Here is a 13870-nt window from a genome sequence, read left to right as displayed (position 1 = left end):
GAGGCCCACCCGTGCTGATCCGATCCTGGGACCGCGGCGACGAGGCCGAGTGGCGCGCCTGGCTGGCCGAGGGGCGGGACTTCGGCCTGCTCGCCGCCAACGGCCGCCCCGGGGAGGGGCCGGTGCTCGTCCCCACCCACTTCCTGCTGGACGTCGACCGCGGCGAGGTCCTGCTCCACCTCGCCGCGCCCAACCCGCTGCTCGCCGCCGTCCGGGCCGATCCGCAGGTCACCCTCGCGGTCACCGACGGCTATGCCTTCGCCCCGGGCCACTGGCGCGGCGCCCCGGGCACGCCCACCAGCTACTACGCCTCGGTCCACTTCCACTGCACCGCCGAGGTGGTGGAGTCGGCGGCCGGCAAGGCGGAGATCCTCAACCGTCAGCTGGCGCACTTCCAGCCCGAGACGCCGGAGGTCCGGGTGGTGCCCGGCGAGGGCGAGCTGGCCCGGCAGCTGCCCGGGCTGCGCGCGCTCCGGTTGACGGTGAACGAGGTGCGGGCCAAGTTCAAGTACGACGACAAGAAGCCCGCCGAGGCGCAGTACGCGATCGCCGACCGGCTCGCCGAGCGGGCCGACGGCAGCGGGCGCGGCCGCGACCAGTACGCCGCGGCCCGTACCCAGTTGCTCCGCCGTCACCGACGGCGCACCGCCTAGGCGTGTCTGCCACACCCTGGCCGCGCACCGAGCGGTCGCGCACCACCGGCTGACCCCGGATCACCCGATCGGCCGCCAACTCGGGCAGGTCGGCGGCGGCGCTGCTCGAATGTGAGACGAGCCCTGCCCACTCGGCGTCAGAGCGGGCCCGTCCACCCCGGGAGCGCGCGTGTCCTCAGTCAACAGCCAACCGGCGGCCGGCGAGTCCCACCTCGGTCACGTGGTGTTCATCTCGGCGGCCGCCGCCATGGGCGGTTTCCTGTTCGGCTACGACAGCGCGGTGATCAACGGCGCCGTGACGGGCATCCAGAAGCACTTCGCGGTGGGCCACGGCACGACCGCCTTCGTGGTGGCGATCGCGCTGCTGGGTTCGGCGGCCGGCGCGGTGATGGCCGGCCGGCTCGCCGACCACCTCGGCCGGGTGCGCACGATGCTGCTGGCCGCCGCACTGTTCGCGGCCAGCGGCATCGGCTCGATGTTCCCGCCGAACATCGAGGTTCTCGCCACCTGGCGCGTGGTCGGCGGCGTCGCGATCGGCATCGCCTCGGTGATCGCGCCGACCTACATCGCCGAGGTCGCCCCGACGGCGTACCGCGGCCGGCTCGCTTCCTTCCAGCAGATGGCGATCGTGCTCGGCATCACCGTCTCCCAGCTCGCCAACTGGGCGCTCAACCAGGCCGCCGGCGGCGAGTCCACCAACCACCTCGGCGGCGTCCAGGCCTGGCAGTGGATGCTCGGCGTCGAGGCCATCCCGGCCTTGGTCTACGGGTTGATGGCGCTCGCCATCCCGGAGTCGCCGCGCTTCCTGATCGCCGACCACCGCGAGGCGCAGGCTCGCAAGGTGCTGGTCGAGGTCGAGGGCGAGGGGGTCGACCTGGACGCCCGGGTGGCGGAGATCCGCGCGGTGCTGGAGTCCGCCCGCAAGCCCCGGCTCGGCGACCTGCTCGGCGGCCGCTTCGGCCTGCTGCCGATCGTCTGGGTCGGCATCGGCGCCTCGGTGTTCCAGCAGTTCGTCGGCATCAACGTGATCTTCTACTACTCGTCCTTCCTGTGGCAGTCGGTCGGCATCAACGAGTCCAACTCGCTGCTGATCAGCCTCTCCACCTCGATCATCAACGTGATCGGCACGGTGATCGCGATGGCCCTGGTGGACCGGATCGGGCGCAAGCCGCTCGCCCTGGCCGGCTCGATCGGCATGGCGGCCGCGCTGGGCACCGCCGCCTGGGCGTTCTCCTACCGGCACGGCACCGGCGACACCGCGACCCTGGACGACACCCACGCCACCGTCGCCCTGGTCGCCGCGCACGTCTTCGTGCTCTGCTTCGCGTTCTCCTGGGGCGTGGTGGTCTGGGTGCTGCTCGGCGAGATGTTCCCCAACCGGATCCGCGCCCTGGCGCTGTCCGTCGCCGCCTCGGCGCAGTGGATCGCCAACTGGGCGATCACCGTCAGCTTCCCGGACCTCGCCGACTGGAACCTGTCCGCGACGTACGTCATCTACGCGGCCTTCGCGCTGCTCTCCATCCCGTTCGTGGCCTTCTGCATCAAGGAGACCAAGGGCCGTGCCCTGGAGGAGATGGGCTAGCACCCCCGGCGCAGCACCCCCGGGGCCCGCCCCACCGATCCCCCGCCGTACCCGGCCCGAACCACCGAGAGGAAGCCATGCCTGAACAGGGCGGCTCCCGGCAGAACGTCACCTTCCCGAGCAACGGCCGCACCGCGCACGGCTACCTGGCCCGCCCGCCGCAGGGCGTCGGGCCGGGCCTGGTGGTGGTCCAGGAGTGGTGGGGCCTCACCTCGCACATCGCCGACGTGGCCGACCGCTTCGCCGCCGAGGGCTTCACCGTCCTGGCCCCCGACCTGTTCGGCGGCGCCACCACCCACGACGGCGCCGAGGCGGCCCGCTTCGAGCGCGACCTCCCGGTCGACCGGGCGGTGGAGGACCTGGCCGGGGCGGTCGACCACCTGCTCGCACTGGACGGCGTGGTCGGCGACGCGGTCGGCGCGGTCGGCTTCTGCATGGGCGGCGGCTTCGCCCTGCTGCTGGCCGCCCGGGCCGGCGACAAGGTGGCCGCCGTGGTCCCGTTCTACGGCCTGCCACCCGACCCGGACTTCGACTACCGCGGCCTGACCGCCCACGTGCTGGGCCACTTCGGCGAGTTGGACGGCTCGATCCCGATGGACGCGGTGGACGAGGCGGCGATCCGGATCGGCGAGGCCACCGATGTCCGCCCGGAGGTCCACTTCTACCCGGCCGGGCACGCCTTCATGAACGACGAGAACCTGCTCGGCACCTACGACCCGCTCCAGGCCCGGATCGCCTGGCGCCGGACCCTCACCTTCCTCTGGGGCCACCTCGGCTGACTCCGGCGCCGCCCCGCCCGGCTCCCGGGCCACCTCCGCCCACGCCGGCGCCACCCCGGCTGAAACCCCACCCTCCGGGCGTCCCGGTGGGAAAAGCGGATGGACACCCGTACGGCCCCACGGCATAGTCGCCGGGTGCCGACCCCACCCCCGCCCCCACGCCGCTTCGCCTGGGCGAGCCGCAACTTCCGCATCCAGACCGCCGCCACCGTGATCAGCGGCCTCGGCAACGCCGGAGCCCCCATCGCGACCGCCTTCGCCGTGCTCGGCACCGGCGGCAGCACCACCGAGGTCGGCTACGTCACCGCCGCCCGGCTGGTCCCCACCGTGCTGCTCATGATCGTGGGCGGCACCCTCGCCGACCGGCTGCCGCGCCACCTGATCATGGTCGCCGCCAACGTGTTCAGCGGCGTCTCCCAGGCCGTCCTGGCCGCCCTGGTGCTGACCGGGGACGTCCGGCTCTGGCAGATGCTGGCCCTCTCCGCGGCCGGCGGGGCCGGCTACGCCCTCTACTCCCCCGCCTCCGGCGGCATGATCATGCAGGCCGTCCCCCAGGAGCACGCCGCCCGCGCCTTCGCGGTCTTCCGGATGGGTCTCAACGCCTCCCAGATCGGCGGCGCCGCCCTCGGCGGCGCGCTCACCGCCGCCGTCGGCCCCGGCTGGGTGCTCGCCCTGGACGCCCTGTGCTTCCTGGCCGCCGCCGCCCTCCGCTTCTTCCTGGAGCCGGAGAAGGCCCCCGCCCCCTCCGGCTCCAGCATGCTGCGCGACCTTCGCGAGGGCTGGCGGGAGTTCGCCTCCCGCCGCTGGCTCTGGGTGATCGTGCTCCAGTTCTCCGTCCTGGTCGCCTGCGTCAACGCGGTCGAGTCGGTGTACGGGCCGACGGCCGCCAAGGAGCGGCTCGGCGGGGCGGGCGCCTGGGGTCTGGCGATGTCCGCCTACGGTGTCGGCCTGGTGGCCGCCGGCCTGCTGATGACGCGCTGGCGGCCCCGCCGGATCCTGCTGGTCGGCAACTGGGGGGTCTTCCTGTTCGGCGTGCCCGCCCTCGCCCTCGCCGCCGAGGTGCCGCTGCCGCTGCTGGTCGCAGCGATGTTCCTGTCCGGCGTCGGCGTCACCGTCTTCAGCGTCAACTGGATGGTCGCGCTCCAGCAGGAGATACCCGAGGAGATGTTCTCCCGGGTCACCGCGTACGACGAGCTCGGCTCCTACTCGCTCGCCCCGGTCGGCACCGCGCTGGCCGGCCCCGCCGCCGTGGCGCTCGGGCTGGCCGGCGCGCTCTGGGCCTGCGCCGTCGCCTGCCTGGTGCTCAGCGCGGTCGTCCTGCTGGACCCGCAGGTGCGTCGGCTGAGCCGTCGGAGCACGGCGGACGCACCGGTGCGCGTCGACGAGCCCGCGCCCGCCCCCTGAGCGCCCGCGCGCCCCGCGTGCGCCCGCCCGTGGGCAACCGGAGGTACGCGCGGGGCGTCCGACCAGTCAGGAAACACCACCGTCCCTGGGGGCCCACCGGTGCCGAAGCCACTGCTGTTCCTGGACGTCGACGGCGTCCTGAACCCGGTCTGCCCGCACCCGGACGCCGGGTTCGACGCCCACACCCTGTTCGGCTACACCGTCCTGCTGTCCGCCCGGCACGGCGCCTGGCTGCGCGAACTCACCGGAACGTACGACCTGGTCTGGGCCACGACCTGGGAGGAGCACGCCAACACCCACATCGCCCCGGCGATCGGACTGGACCCGCTCCCGGTGGTCACCTTCACCGGCTACGTCCCGCAGCCCGGCGACCCGCGCGTCCCCCTGATGGAGCTGTTCTCTGCCGCCAAGTGGGCGCCGCTGCTGCGCTACGCCGGGAGCCGGCCGTTCGCCTGGGTGGACGACGTCATCCCGCCGCGGCTGGTCCGCCGCTCCCACTGGCGCCAGGACCGCCTGCTGCTGCCCGTCGACCCCGGCCAGGGCCTGGAGCGCCGGCACGTCGACCGGCTGCTCGCCCGGCCGCCGCACGGCCGGGCGCAGGCGCTCAGGGGGTCGGCAGCCAGCTGACGTGCCCGGCCAGCAGCGCGTACCCGACGAAGGCCACCGTGTCGATCAGCGCGTGCGCCGCCACCAGCGGCATCACCCGCCCCCAGCGCCGGTACAGCAGGCAGAACACCGCGCCCATCACCATGTTGCCGACCATCCCGCCGACCCCCTGGTACAGGTGGTACGAGCCGCGCAGCACCGAACTCGCCACCACCGCCGCCGGCCAGGACCACCCCAACTGCCCGGCCCTGCGCAGCAGGTAGCCGAGGACGACGACCTCCTCCAGGATCGCGTTCTGCCAGGCCGACAGCACCAGCACCGGCACCCGCCACCACACGTCCGGCAGCCCGGACGGCGCCACCGTCAGGTTGTACCCGGCCGCCTGCGAGGCCAGGTAGAGCGCCAGCCCCGACCCGCCGATCGCGGCCGCGACGGCGGCGCCCCGCCCCAGGTCCCGCAGCTTCTGCCCGAGGTCGAAGCCCAGCACCCGCAGCGCGACCCCCTCGCGCACCAGCAGGTAGCCGACCAGCACCACCGGCATCAGCCCGCGCCCGACGTAGTACAGCTGCCACACCAGGTCCAGCCAGGGCCGCCCGGGCGCCCGCGAGCCGTTCAGCGTGGCGACCTGCTGGCCGAGCTTGAGCGGTTCGGTGAGCGAGCCGGCGAAGCTGATCAGCGCACTGATCCCGCTGGCCCCGAGGGAGAGGCCGAGGACGATCAGCAGCTCCACGCCGAACAGCCGACGGGTGGGCTTCGCGGTCTCCGGCGCGGTCGGGACGGTGGTCACGGGGGCTCCAGCGGACGGGCGGTCGCTCCGGCCGTCGGCCGACCGCCGGAGCGATCATCCTGACACAGCCGCCGGACCGCCCCGGCGGCGAGGTCTCAGCCCACCGGCCAGGTGTGCACCGGCTCGCCGCCGCGCATGTGCTCGGCGTAGCGCCTGGTCATCGCCGCGAGCGCGGCCGGCCGGTCCATCCCGTACTGCTCGCGCAGCCGGTGGAAGGTCGCGGCCTGCCAGGACGCGCCGTTGGTGCGGCGCAGGCAGCGCTGCTCGATGATGCCCAGGTAGCGGTCCCGGTCGGCGGGCTCCACACCCCACTCGTCGAGGCCCTGGTAGGCCATCGGCAGCAGCTCGTTCAGCACCAGGTCGACGGCGGACACGGTCTGCAGCCCGCCGCCGCGCCCGGCCCGGCCGGGGCGCGGCCACTGGAACACCGCGTCGATGCCGTACCGGGCGCCCTGCTGGAAGTTCTCGTCCGCCCGCTCGAACGGCAGCCGGGTCCAGATCGGCCGGGGCTGCTCGGCGAGCACCCGCACCAGCCCGTAGTAGAAGGCGGCGTTGGCCAGCGTGTCGGCGACCGTCGGCCCGGCCGGCAGCGCCCGGTTCTCCACCCGCAGGTGCGCCACCCCGCCCGCGACGTCGTACACCGGGCGGTTCCAGCGGTAGATGGTGCCGTTGTGCAGCCGCATCTCGGCGAGCCTGGGCGCGCCGCCGGAGGCCAGCACCTTCAGCGGGTCCTCGTCGTCGCAGATCGGCAGCAGTGCGGGGAAGTACTTCAGGTTCTCCTCGAACAGGTCGTACGCCGAGTCCACCCAGCGCTCGCCGAACCAGGTGATCGGGCGCACGCCCTGCGCCTTGAGCTCCGCCGTACGGGTGTCGCAGGCCTGCTGGAAGAGCACCGGACGGGTCTCCCGCCACAGCTCCCGGCCGAACAGGAAGGGCGAGTTGGCGCCGAGCGCGAGTTGCGGCCCGCAGATCGCCTGGGCCGCGTTCCAGACCGAGGAGAACCGCTCCGGCGTCACCTGGAGGTGCAGTTGGAGCGAGGTGGCGGCGGCCTCGGCCACCATGGTGATCGACTCCAGCTGGAGGTGCTCGACCCCCTCGATGTCCAGTGCGATGTCCTCCCCGCGGGCGGCCAGGATCTGGTCGCTGAGCAGGCTGTACCGCTGGTTGTGGCTCATCGCGTCCAGCCCGGTGTGGGCGTGCTCCAGAGTCGGCAGGATGCCCACCATCACGATCCGGGCGCCCACCTCGGCCGCCCGCCGGTCGGCGTAGCGCAGCCCGGTGTCGATCTCCTCGCGCAGGTCCTCGAAGACGTGCCCGCAGAGCCGGTGCGGCGTGATGTTGACCTCGATGTTGAACCGGCCCAGCTCGGTCTGGAAGTCGCTGGAGGCGATCGAGCTCAGCACCTGCGCGTTGTTCATGGCCGGCAGGCCCTGCTCGTCGGCCAGGTTGAGCTCGATCTCCAGGCCCACCACGGCTCGCGGCCGGTCGAACCGGTCCTCCTGGAGCATCCGTCCGAGCGCTTCGAGACAGGCGTGGAGCTTGCGCCGGTACTGCTGCCGGTCCGCCAGTTCCGCCCGAGTCGCCACGACCTTCTCGCCCACGGTCCCCTCCTCCAGAGCCACCCCGTCGAGCACCCGGTCGACCGACCGTGCAAGCATCATGCCCACCTCGAAGATCGATACCCGAATGCGCGTACTGGCTTGCATTGCAAGGCATCTGACGGAAAATCAGAGGAACTGTGGACTTGCCCGGCACCACTGCCTGTGATAAACAGATCACCCTGCGCACCTGTTCGAATTCGCACAGCGCCCTGGCCGGCCCGCCCCGCTCCGAACCCCACGTCGACGGCGGCGACCGTGCCGGGCACCGCGATCCTGCACAACCGGACACGGCCGGGCCCCGTCATCGAGGACGCGTCGCCCGCCACGCCGGTATGCCGCACTCGCACGCCGATCTCGCTAGGAGAGGCGGACCCGCCATGACTCTGCAACCCCCCCAGCCCCCACCGAGCGCCCTGCGCGCGGTCCTGGGCGCGCTCGACTCGGAGACCGCACTGCGCCAGCCCGCCGCCGCAGCCCTGCGCCATCCGACCGGCCCACTGCTCCCCGCCCACCCGCTCGCGGTGCACGTCCTGGACGGCCCGCGGCCGGAGCTGCCGGCCGCCCGCCGCACCGGCTGGCGCTTCCTGATCAAGGACGGCGCCGAGGTGGCCGCCGCCGCCGAGGTGGTGCAGAGCGCCGAGGGCCACAGCTTCTCCCACTTCACCGCCGGCCCCTACCTCGACTCGACGGTCCGGGCGCTGCGCGAGGCCTGGCAGCTCGCCCAGAGCTCCCGGACCCGCCAGCAGCCCCGGCTGCTGACCTTCCCCGGCCAGTACGCCACGGCGCTGTGGCTGCACAGCCCCGACGCCGGCCCGGCCGCCGACCTGCTGATCCCGCTGGCCCCGGCCCCGCTCGGCGTCACCGCCCACCGCGCCTACCCGGCCGCCGAGCTGCTGCCGCTGCTCGTCCGCGCCCCGCTCCCCCGGCCGCTGCTGCTGGGCTCCTCCTGACACCCGCCGACGACCCCGAGGGCCGCCGGGCCCACCCGCCCGACGGCCCTCGACCGCGCCCGCGCACCCTCCCGACGACGCCGGCGGCCGCCCGCGCACCCTCCCGGCCCGCCCCGAAGACCCTCATCCGATCGGTGACCACCCGAACGGGCCATCCGGCATGGCCCCATCGGACCATGCCCCGGCTGACCCACTGGTGCGTCTTTTCCCGTCGGCCCCACCTGAACGGGTGATCTCTGCCCGGGAGTTGTGGCGCATGTCACGAAATCCCTGCGCGCGGGTCGCAGGATGCCGACACTGGGAACCAGCGTGGAAGGACCACCTGTCCTACCCACTTGAACGCCGGTCCACACCTGGCCGGCGTGCGGACAGGATCCGACCACCGCGGCGGTTCCGGACGGTACGACCTCCGGCGCCGCACCACGGGGAGGATCGCAGAGCGAAGCGAGGGTACGCGTATGTGCCAGCACCGTCCTGAGTGCCCGTCGGCCGAGTCCGAGGACCGCGAGGCGGCCGCGTCGGTGGCCCGCCACCCGGAGCAGGGCTGGAGCCTGCTCTGCAACGGCGTCGTCCTGTTCGAGGACACCGGGGAACTGCTGCCCGACGGCCGGGTGATCGCCCCGCGCCGCCCCGTCGCCCACGCGGCCTGACCACCCGGTCCGTCCGGACGGCGGGGGCAGCCGCCGACTCGACCGGCGTAAACGGGCAGGGCCCCGGCGGAAACTCCGCCGGGGCCCTGCCGTCCGACCCGGACCTCCGGAGCCCGGTCCGGTCAGACGCCGTACTCGTCCAGCGGCGGGCAGGAGCAGACCAGATTGCGGTCGCCGTACGCGCCGTCGATCCGGCTCACCGGCGGCCAGTACTTGTCGGCCGGGTTCACACCCGCCGGGAAGACCGCCTCCTGCCGCGAGTAGCCGTGCGCCCAGTCGCCGGCCAGCGTGGCGGCGGTGTGCGGGGCGTTGCGCAGCGGGTTGTCGTCGGCCGCCCACTCGCCCGAGCCGACCTTGTCGATCTCGGCCCGGATGGTGATCATCGCGTCGCAGAACCGGTCGATCTCGTGCAGGTCCTCGGACTCGGTCGGCTCGATCATCAGCGTGCCGGCCACCGGGAACGACATCGTCGGCGCGTGGAAGCCGTAGTCGATCAGGCGCTTGGCGATGTCGTCCACCGTCACGCCCGTCTCCTTGGTCAGCGGGCGCAGGTCGATGATGCACTCGTGCGCGACCAGCCCGCCCGGGCCGGTGTAGAGCACCGGGAAGTGCGGCGCCAGGCGCTTGGCGATGTAGTTGGCGTTCAGCACCGCGACCTGGGTCGCACGCTTGAGGCCCTCGCCGCCCATCAGCCGGACGTACGCCCAGGAGATCGGCAGGATGGCCGCCGAGCCCCACGGCGCGGCCGAGATCGGGCCGACGCCGGTGGCCGGGCCGGCCTCCTCCTGCAGCGGGTGGTTCGGCAGGTACGGCGCCAGGTGGGCGCGCACCGCGACCGGGCCGACGCCCGGGCCGCCACCGCCGTGCGGGATGCAGAAGGTCTTGTGCAGGTTCAGGTGCGAGACGTCCGCGCCGAACTTGCCCGGCTTGGCGAGGCCGACCAGGGCGTTCAGGTTGGCGCCGTCCACGTACACCTGGCCGCCGGCCTCGTGCACCAGGGCGCAGATGTCGGTGATCTGGGTCTCGTACACGCCGTGGGTGGACGGGTAGGTGACCATCAGCACGGCGAGGTTGTCGCGGTGCTGCTCGATCTTGGCCTTCAGGTCGTCGACGTCCACGTCGCCGTCGACCAGGGTCTTCACCACGACCACGCGCATGCCGGCCATCACCGCGGAGGCCGCGTTGGTGCCGTGCGCCGAGGACGGGATCAGGCAGACCTCGCGCTGGGTGTCGCCGTTGGCGTGGTGGTAGGCGCGCACGGCCAGCAGGCCGGCAAGCTCGCCCTGCGAGCCCGCGTTCGGCTGGATCGACACGGCGTCGTAGCCGGTCACCTCGGCCAGCTGCTGCTCCAGCTGGCGGATCAGGGTCAGGTAGCCCTGGGCCTGGTCGATCGGCGCGAAGGGGTGCAGCTGGCCGAACTCCGGCCAGGTCACCGCCTCCATCTCGGTGGTCGCGTTGAGCTTCATGGTGCAGGAGCCCAGCGGGATCATGCCGCGGTCCAGCGCGTAGTCCCGGTCCGACAGGCGGCGCAGGTAGCGCAGCATGGCGGTCTCCGAGCGGTGGCTGTGGAAGACCGGGTGGGTCAGGTACTCGTCCTCGCGCAGCAGCGCGGCGGGCAGCGCGTCGGCGGCCTCGGCGACCTCGACGGCGGGGACGCCGAACGCGGCCCAGACGCCGGCCAGGTGCTCGCGGGTGGTGGTCTCGTCGGTGGAGACGGAGATCCGGTCCTCGCCGTCCTGGTACAGGTTGATGCCGTTGGCGCGGGCGGCGGCGGCGATCTCGGCGGCGCGGCCCGGGACGACGGCGGTGACGGTGTCGAAGAACTCGCCGTGCAGCAGCTCGACGCCGCCGGCCCGCAGGCCCTCGGCGAGGGCGGCGGCGTAGCGGTGGGTACGGCGGGCGATGTCGGCCAGGCCGTCCGGGCCGTGGTAGACGGCGTACATCGAGGCCATCACGGCGAGCAGCACCTGGGCGGTGCAGATGTTGCTGGTGGCCTTCTCGCGGCGGATGTGCTGCTCGCGGGTCTGCAGCGCCAGGCGGTAGGCGCGGTTGCCGTCGGCGTCGACGGAGACGCCGACCAGGCGGCCGGGCAGCGAGCGGGCGTACTCGGCGCGCACCGACAGGTAGCCGGCGTGCGGGCCGCCGAAGCCCATCGGGACACCGAAGCGCTGCGAGGTGCCGCAGGCGATGTCGGCGCCCAGCGAGCCCGGGGACTTGAGCAGGGTCAGCGCGAGCAGGTCGGCGGCGACGGCGACGATCGCGCCCAGGCCGTGCGCCTGCTCGATCACCGGGGCGAGGTCGCGGACCACGCCGGTGGCGCCCGGGTACTGGAGCAGCACGCCGAAGACGCCGCGCTCGGCGATCTCGGCCGGGATGCCCTCGGACAGGTCGGCGACGACGACCTCGACGCCGGTCGGCACCGCGCGGGTGTTGATCACCGCGACGGTCTGCGGCAGGGTCTCGGCGTCGACCAGGAAGACACCGCCCTTGACCTTGGTGACGCGGCGGGCCAGCGCCATCGCCTCGGCGGCCGCGGTGCCCTCGTCCAGCAGCGAGGAGCCGGAGGTCGGCAGGCCGGTCAGGTCGGAGACCACGGTCTGGAAGTTGAGCAGCGCCTCCAGGCGGCCCTGCGAGATCTCCGGCTGGTACGGGGTGTAGGCGGTGTACCAGGCCGGGTTCTCCATGACGTTGCGCAGGACGACCGGCGGGGTGAAGGTGCCGTAGTAGCCCAGGCCGATCATCGGCTGGAGCACCTGGTTGCGGCCGGCCAGCTCGCGCAGCTCGGCGAGGACCTGGGCCTCGGTCCGGCCCGCGGGCAGGTCCAGGGCGGTGATGGAACGGATCGCCTCGGGCACCGCGGTGGCCGCGAGCTCGTCCAGCGAGCCGTAGCCGACGGACGCCAGCATCTTCTCCTGCGCGGCGGCATCGGGGCCGATGTGGCGGTTCTCGAAGGGGCTGGCCAGCTCAAGCTCGGTGAGGGTCGAGGCGCTGGTGGGGCGTCCCGCGTTCGGCTGGGCGTTCATGGTGGTCGAGGCCTCCTGGTCACGGACCGGCGGGGGTACGCACGCCGGCCGGCCGTCGCCGCTGCGCACAGCGGACGAACCGGGGCGGGCGGACCCGACAGGCCTCCCCCTCTGTCATCGGGACCTGAGAGCTTCACCCGCACGGAGCGCTGTGGCACCCCGCCGGCTTGCACCGTCGGTGAGGGTGGTGATCGCCGGCTCCCATGCCGACACTCCTGCCCTGCTTTCCAGAGTGACCTACCCCACACGGTACGGATGCCTGAGAGATTCCGGGGAGGAGTTGCTCCTTCGGCGCTCCGACCAGCGGTTTTCGCGGTCGGAGACTCTCCCGAGCGGGCTCTGCGGTCGCCGCCCAGGGTACCAGCGGGAGGCCCTCCGATCACGGGTGCGTCAGGTCACTCGGGGTCTACGCGCGTCCCCCGGACGGTCCAGCGCGCCGCCCGTCCGGGCGCACCCGGGTAGCGACCGCCCGATTCATGGCTTTTGGTGTGAAGTGGCGACCGGCACGGGTGCTCCGGCCGCCTTTCTGCGGGACTTCCGCAGGCTCAGCGCACGGGAGGAAAGAGTGCAGACCGACATCGACCCACGGGACCTCATCGGTCACAAGGCCGTCGACCGCAACGGAGACAAGATCGGCACGGTCGACGAGGTCTACCTGGACGACGCCACCGGCCGGCCGGAGTGGGCCGCGGTCCGGACCGGCATCTTCGGCCGGGACGCCTTCGTCCCACTGACCACGAGCGAGTTCTCCGGCGAGGAACTCCGGGTGCCGTACGACAAGTCGCTGGTGAAGGAGTCGCCGGACTTCGGCGTCGGCCAGCACCTGTCCCCCGCCCAGGAGCTCCAGCTCTACCGCTACTACGGGCTCGACACCTCGATGGACGGCCGCCCGAACGGCGAGAACGGCAGCCACGCCAAGCAGCCCGACCTCGACTTCGGCACCACGGCAGCCGCCGCCACCACCACCGCGGCGGCCCCGGCCAAGCCGCTCACCTTCCACACCCCCGAGCGCTCGCCCGAGCCGGCCCCGGCCAGGACCCCGGTTCCCACCGCCGCCGCGCCCGGCTCCACCGCCCCGACCCTCACCGCCCCCACCGTCGCCGACACCACCAGGACCGCCCCGGAGGCCGACATGCGGACCCTCAGCACTCCCTCGGCCGCCACCTCCACGACCGCCCCGCCCACCACCCCGTCCGTGGCGCCGGCCATGGAGCCGAGGCCGCACTCGCAGCCGGCCCCCGCGCCCGCCCCCACCACGACCACCGCCGCGAACGCCGGCTCCGCTCCCAGCGGCCCGGTCGAGATCACCTGCCGCGAGGAGCGGCTGGAGATCACCACCGAGTGGCACACCCTCGGCACCGCGAAGCTGCGCAAGTACGTGACGACCGAACAGGTCGAGCGCCGCGTCCCGGTGGTCCGCGAGCGCGTCCGGGTCGAACGGATGCCGGTCAGCGAGGCCGAGCGTGCCGCGCTCACCGAGAAGGACATCGCCGAGGCCGTCGAGGAGGTCACCATCCGCGAGGAACGCCCGGTGGTCCACAAGCACCTCGCCCCCATCGAGCGGGTCCGCCTGATCGTCGAGCGGTACACCACCGAGGAGACGGTCCGGGAGGAGCTCCGCCGCGAGCACGTCGAAGTCCATGACACCACCGCCGGCCAGGCCCACGGCTCGCCGACCGACTCGACCCCGGCCGCCGCCTCGTCCCGCCCGGCCCCCGTACGGCCGCTCGTCTGACAACACCCCCGACAAGGGCCCCGGACGCCGTCCGGGGCCCTTGTCGCGTACCGGACCCTTCGCCTTTGCCAAAGCTTAACCACTCGATATTTGACACTCT

11 protein-coding genes and 2 riboswitches are annotated in these 13870 nt (G+C 73.3%); of the genes, 8 read left to right on the top strand and 3 right to left on the bottom strand.

The genetic code is table 11. The features are described 5' to 3' along the window. Positions 1–11: 11 nt before the first annotated feature. From ACZ5GH_RS30835 to ACZ5GH_RS30815, 5 genes are all read left to right on the top strand, one after another. Positions 12–653 (top strand): FMN-binding negative transcriptional regulator, encoded by a 642-nt coding sequence (locus tag ACZ5GH_RS30835; protein ID WP_387760112.1) that lies wholly within the window; start codon positions 12–14, stop codon positions 651–653. A gap of 169 nt (positions 654–822) precedes the next feature. Continuing rightward, entirely contained in the window at positions 823–2235 is a 1413-nt protein-coding gene (locus tag ACZ5GH_RS30830) for a sugar porter family MFS transporter (protein WP_387760113.1), read from the top strand. Positions 2236–2312: 77 nt separating this feature from the next. Continuing rightward, on the top strand, positions 2313–3014 hold the full coding sequence (locus ACZ5GH_RS30825) for a dienelactone hydrolase family protein (RefSeq protein WP_387760115.1): 702 nt from the start codon (positions 2313–2315) through the stop codon (positions 3012–3014). 135 nt (positions 3015–3149) lie between these two features. Next, the gene (locus tag ACZ5GH_RS30820; RefSeq protein WP_464335909.1) at positions 3150–4418 is read left to right on the top strand and encodes an MFS transporter; all 1269 of its coding nucleotides are present in this window, start codon (positions 3150–3152) and stop codon (positions 4416–4418) included. A 99-nt stretch (positions 4419–4517) separates the two neighbouring features. Further along, positions 4518–5045, top strand: a complete 528-nt coding sequence (locus tag ACZ5GH_RS30815) for an HAD domain-containing protein (protein WP_464335908.1) — start codon at positions 4518–4520, stop codon at positions 5043–5045. Here ACZ5GH_RS30815 and ACZ5GH_RS30810 read toward each other — a convergent pair. Together ACZ5GH_RS30810 and ACZ5GH_RS30805 are read right to left on the bottom strand one after the other, a co-directional pair. Further along, positions 5023–5811 carry a CPBP family intramembrane glutamic endopeptidase gene (locus ACZ5GH_RS30810; RefSeq protein WP_387760120.1) on the bottom strand — a complete coding sequence of 263 codons (789 nt, stop codon included), beginning with the start codon at positions 5809–5811 and terminating at the stop codon, positions 5023–5025. The two genes, ACZ5GH_RS30815 and ACZ5GH_RS30810, sit on opposite strands and share 23 nt — an antisense overlap. 95 nt (positions 5812–5906) lie before the next feature. Then, positions 5907–7412, bottom strand: a complete 1506-nt coding sequence (locus ACZ5GH_RS30805; RefSeq protein WP_387760138.1) for a glutamate--cysteine ligase — start codon at positions 7410–7412, stop codon at positions 5907–5909. A gap of 377 nt (positions 7413–7789) precedes the next feature. Between ACZ5GH_RS30805 and ACZ5GH_RS30800 the strand changes: the two genes are divergently transcribed. Both ACZ5GH_RS30800 and ACZ5GH_RS30795 read left to right on the top strand, forming a co-directional pair. Next, complete coding sequence (locus tag ACZ5GH_RS30800; RefSeq protein WP_387760122.1) at positions 7790–8362, top strand: hypothetical protein; 573 nt, start codon at positions 7790–7792, stop codon at positions 8360–8362. A 458-nt stretch (positions 8363–8820) separates the two neighbouring features. Further along, a complete protein-coding gene (locus tag ACZ5GH_RS30795; protein ID WP_188300053.1) occupies positions 8821–9012 on the top strand; it encodes a DUF5999 family protein in 192 nt (63 codons plus the stop codon). 122 nt (positions 9013–9134) lie between these two features. Here the strand turns inward: ACZ5GH_RS30795 and gcvP are convergent, their stop codons facing one another. Continuing rightward, positions 9135–12035 (bottom strand): aminomethyl-transferring glycine dehydrogenase, encoded by a 2901-nt coding sequence (gene gcvP / locus ACZ5GH_RS30790; protein WP_464335907.1) that lies wholly within the window; start codon positions 12033–12035, stop codon positions 9135–9137. Between the two features lie 104 nt (positions 12036–12139). Beyond that, positions 12140–12271: riboswitch (glycine riboswitch) on the bottom strand. 1 nt (position 12272) lies between these two features. Next, a riboswitch (glycine riboswitch) is annotated at positions 12273–12376 on the bottom strand. 224 nt (positions 12377–12600) lie between these two features. On the opposite strand from gcvP, the gene ACZ5GH_RS30785 reads away from it, so the two are divergent. Continuing rightward, positions 12601–13770 carry a PRC and DUF2382 domain-containing protein gene (locus tag ACZ5GH_RS30785; RefSeq protein WP_464335906.1) on the top strand — a complete coding sequence of 390 codons (1170 nt, stop codon included), beginning with the start codon at positions 12601–12603 and terminating at the stop codon, positions 13768–13770. Positions 13771–13870 lie beyond the last annotated feature (100 nt).

This window comes from Kitasatospora sp. Xyl93, assembly GCF_055383135.1.
Note: the sequence above shows the minus strand (reverse complement) of the source record. Positions and strands in the feature narration are given on the sequence as shown.

Coding starts and splice junctions, on each gene's coding strand:
- ACZ5GH_RS30825 (WP_387760115.1), top strand. CDS start 2,313: ATGCCTGAACAGGGCGGCTCCCGGCAGAACGTCACCTTCCCGAGCAAC.
- ACZ5GH_RS30800 (WP_387760122.1), top strand. CDS start 7,790: ATGACTCTGCAACCCCCCCAGCCCCCACCGAGCGCCCTGCGCGCGGTC.
- ACZ5GH_RS30795 (WP_188300053.1), top strand. CDS start 8,821: ATGTGCCAGCACCGTCCTGAGTGCCCGTCGGCCGAGTCCGAGGACCGC.
- gcvP (WP_464335907.1), bottom strand. CDS start 12,035: ATGAACGCCCAGCCGAACGCGGGACGCCCCACCAGCGCCTCGACCCTC.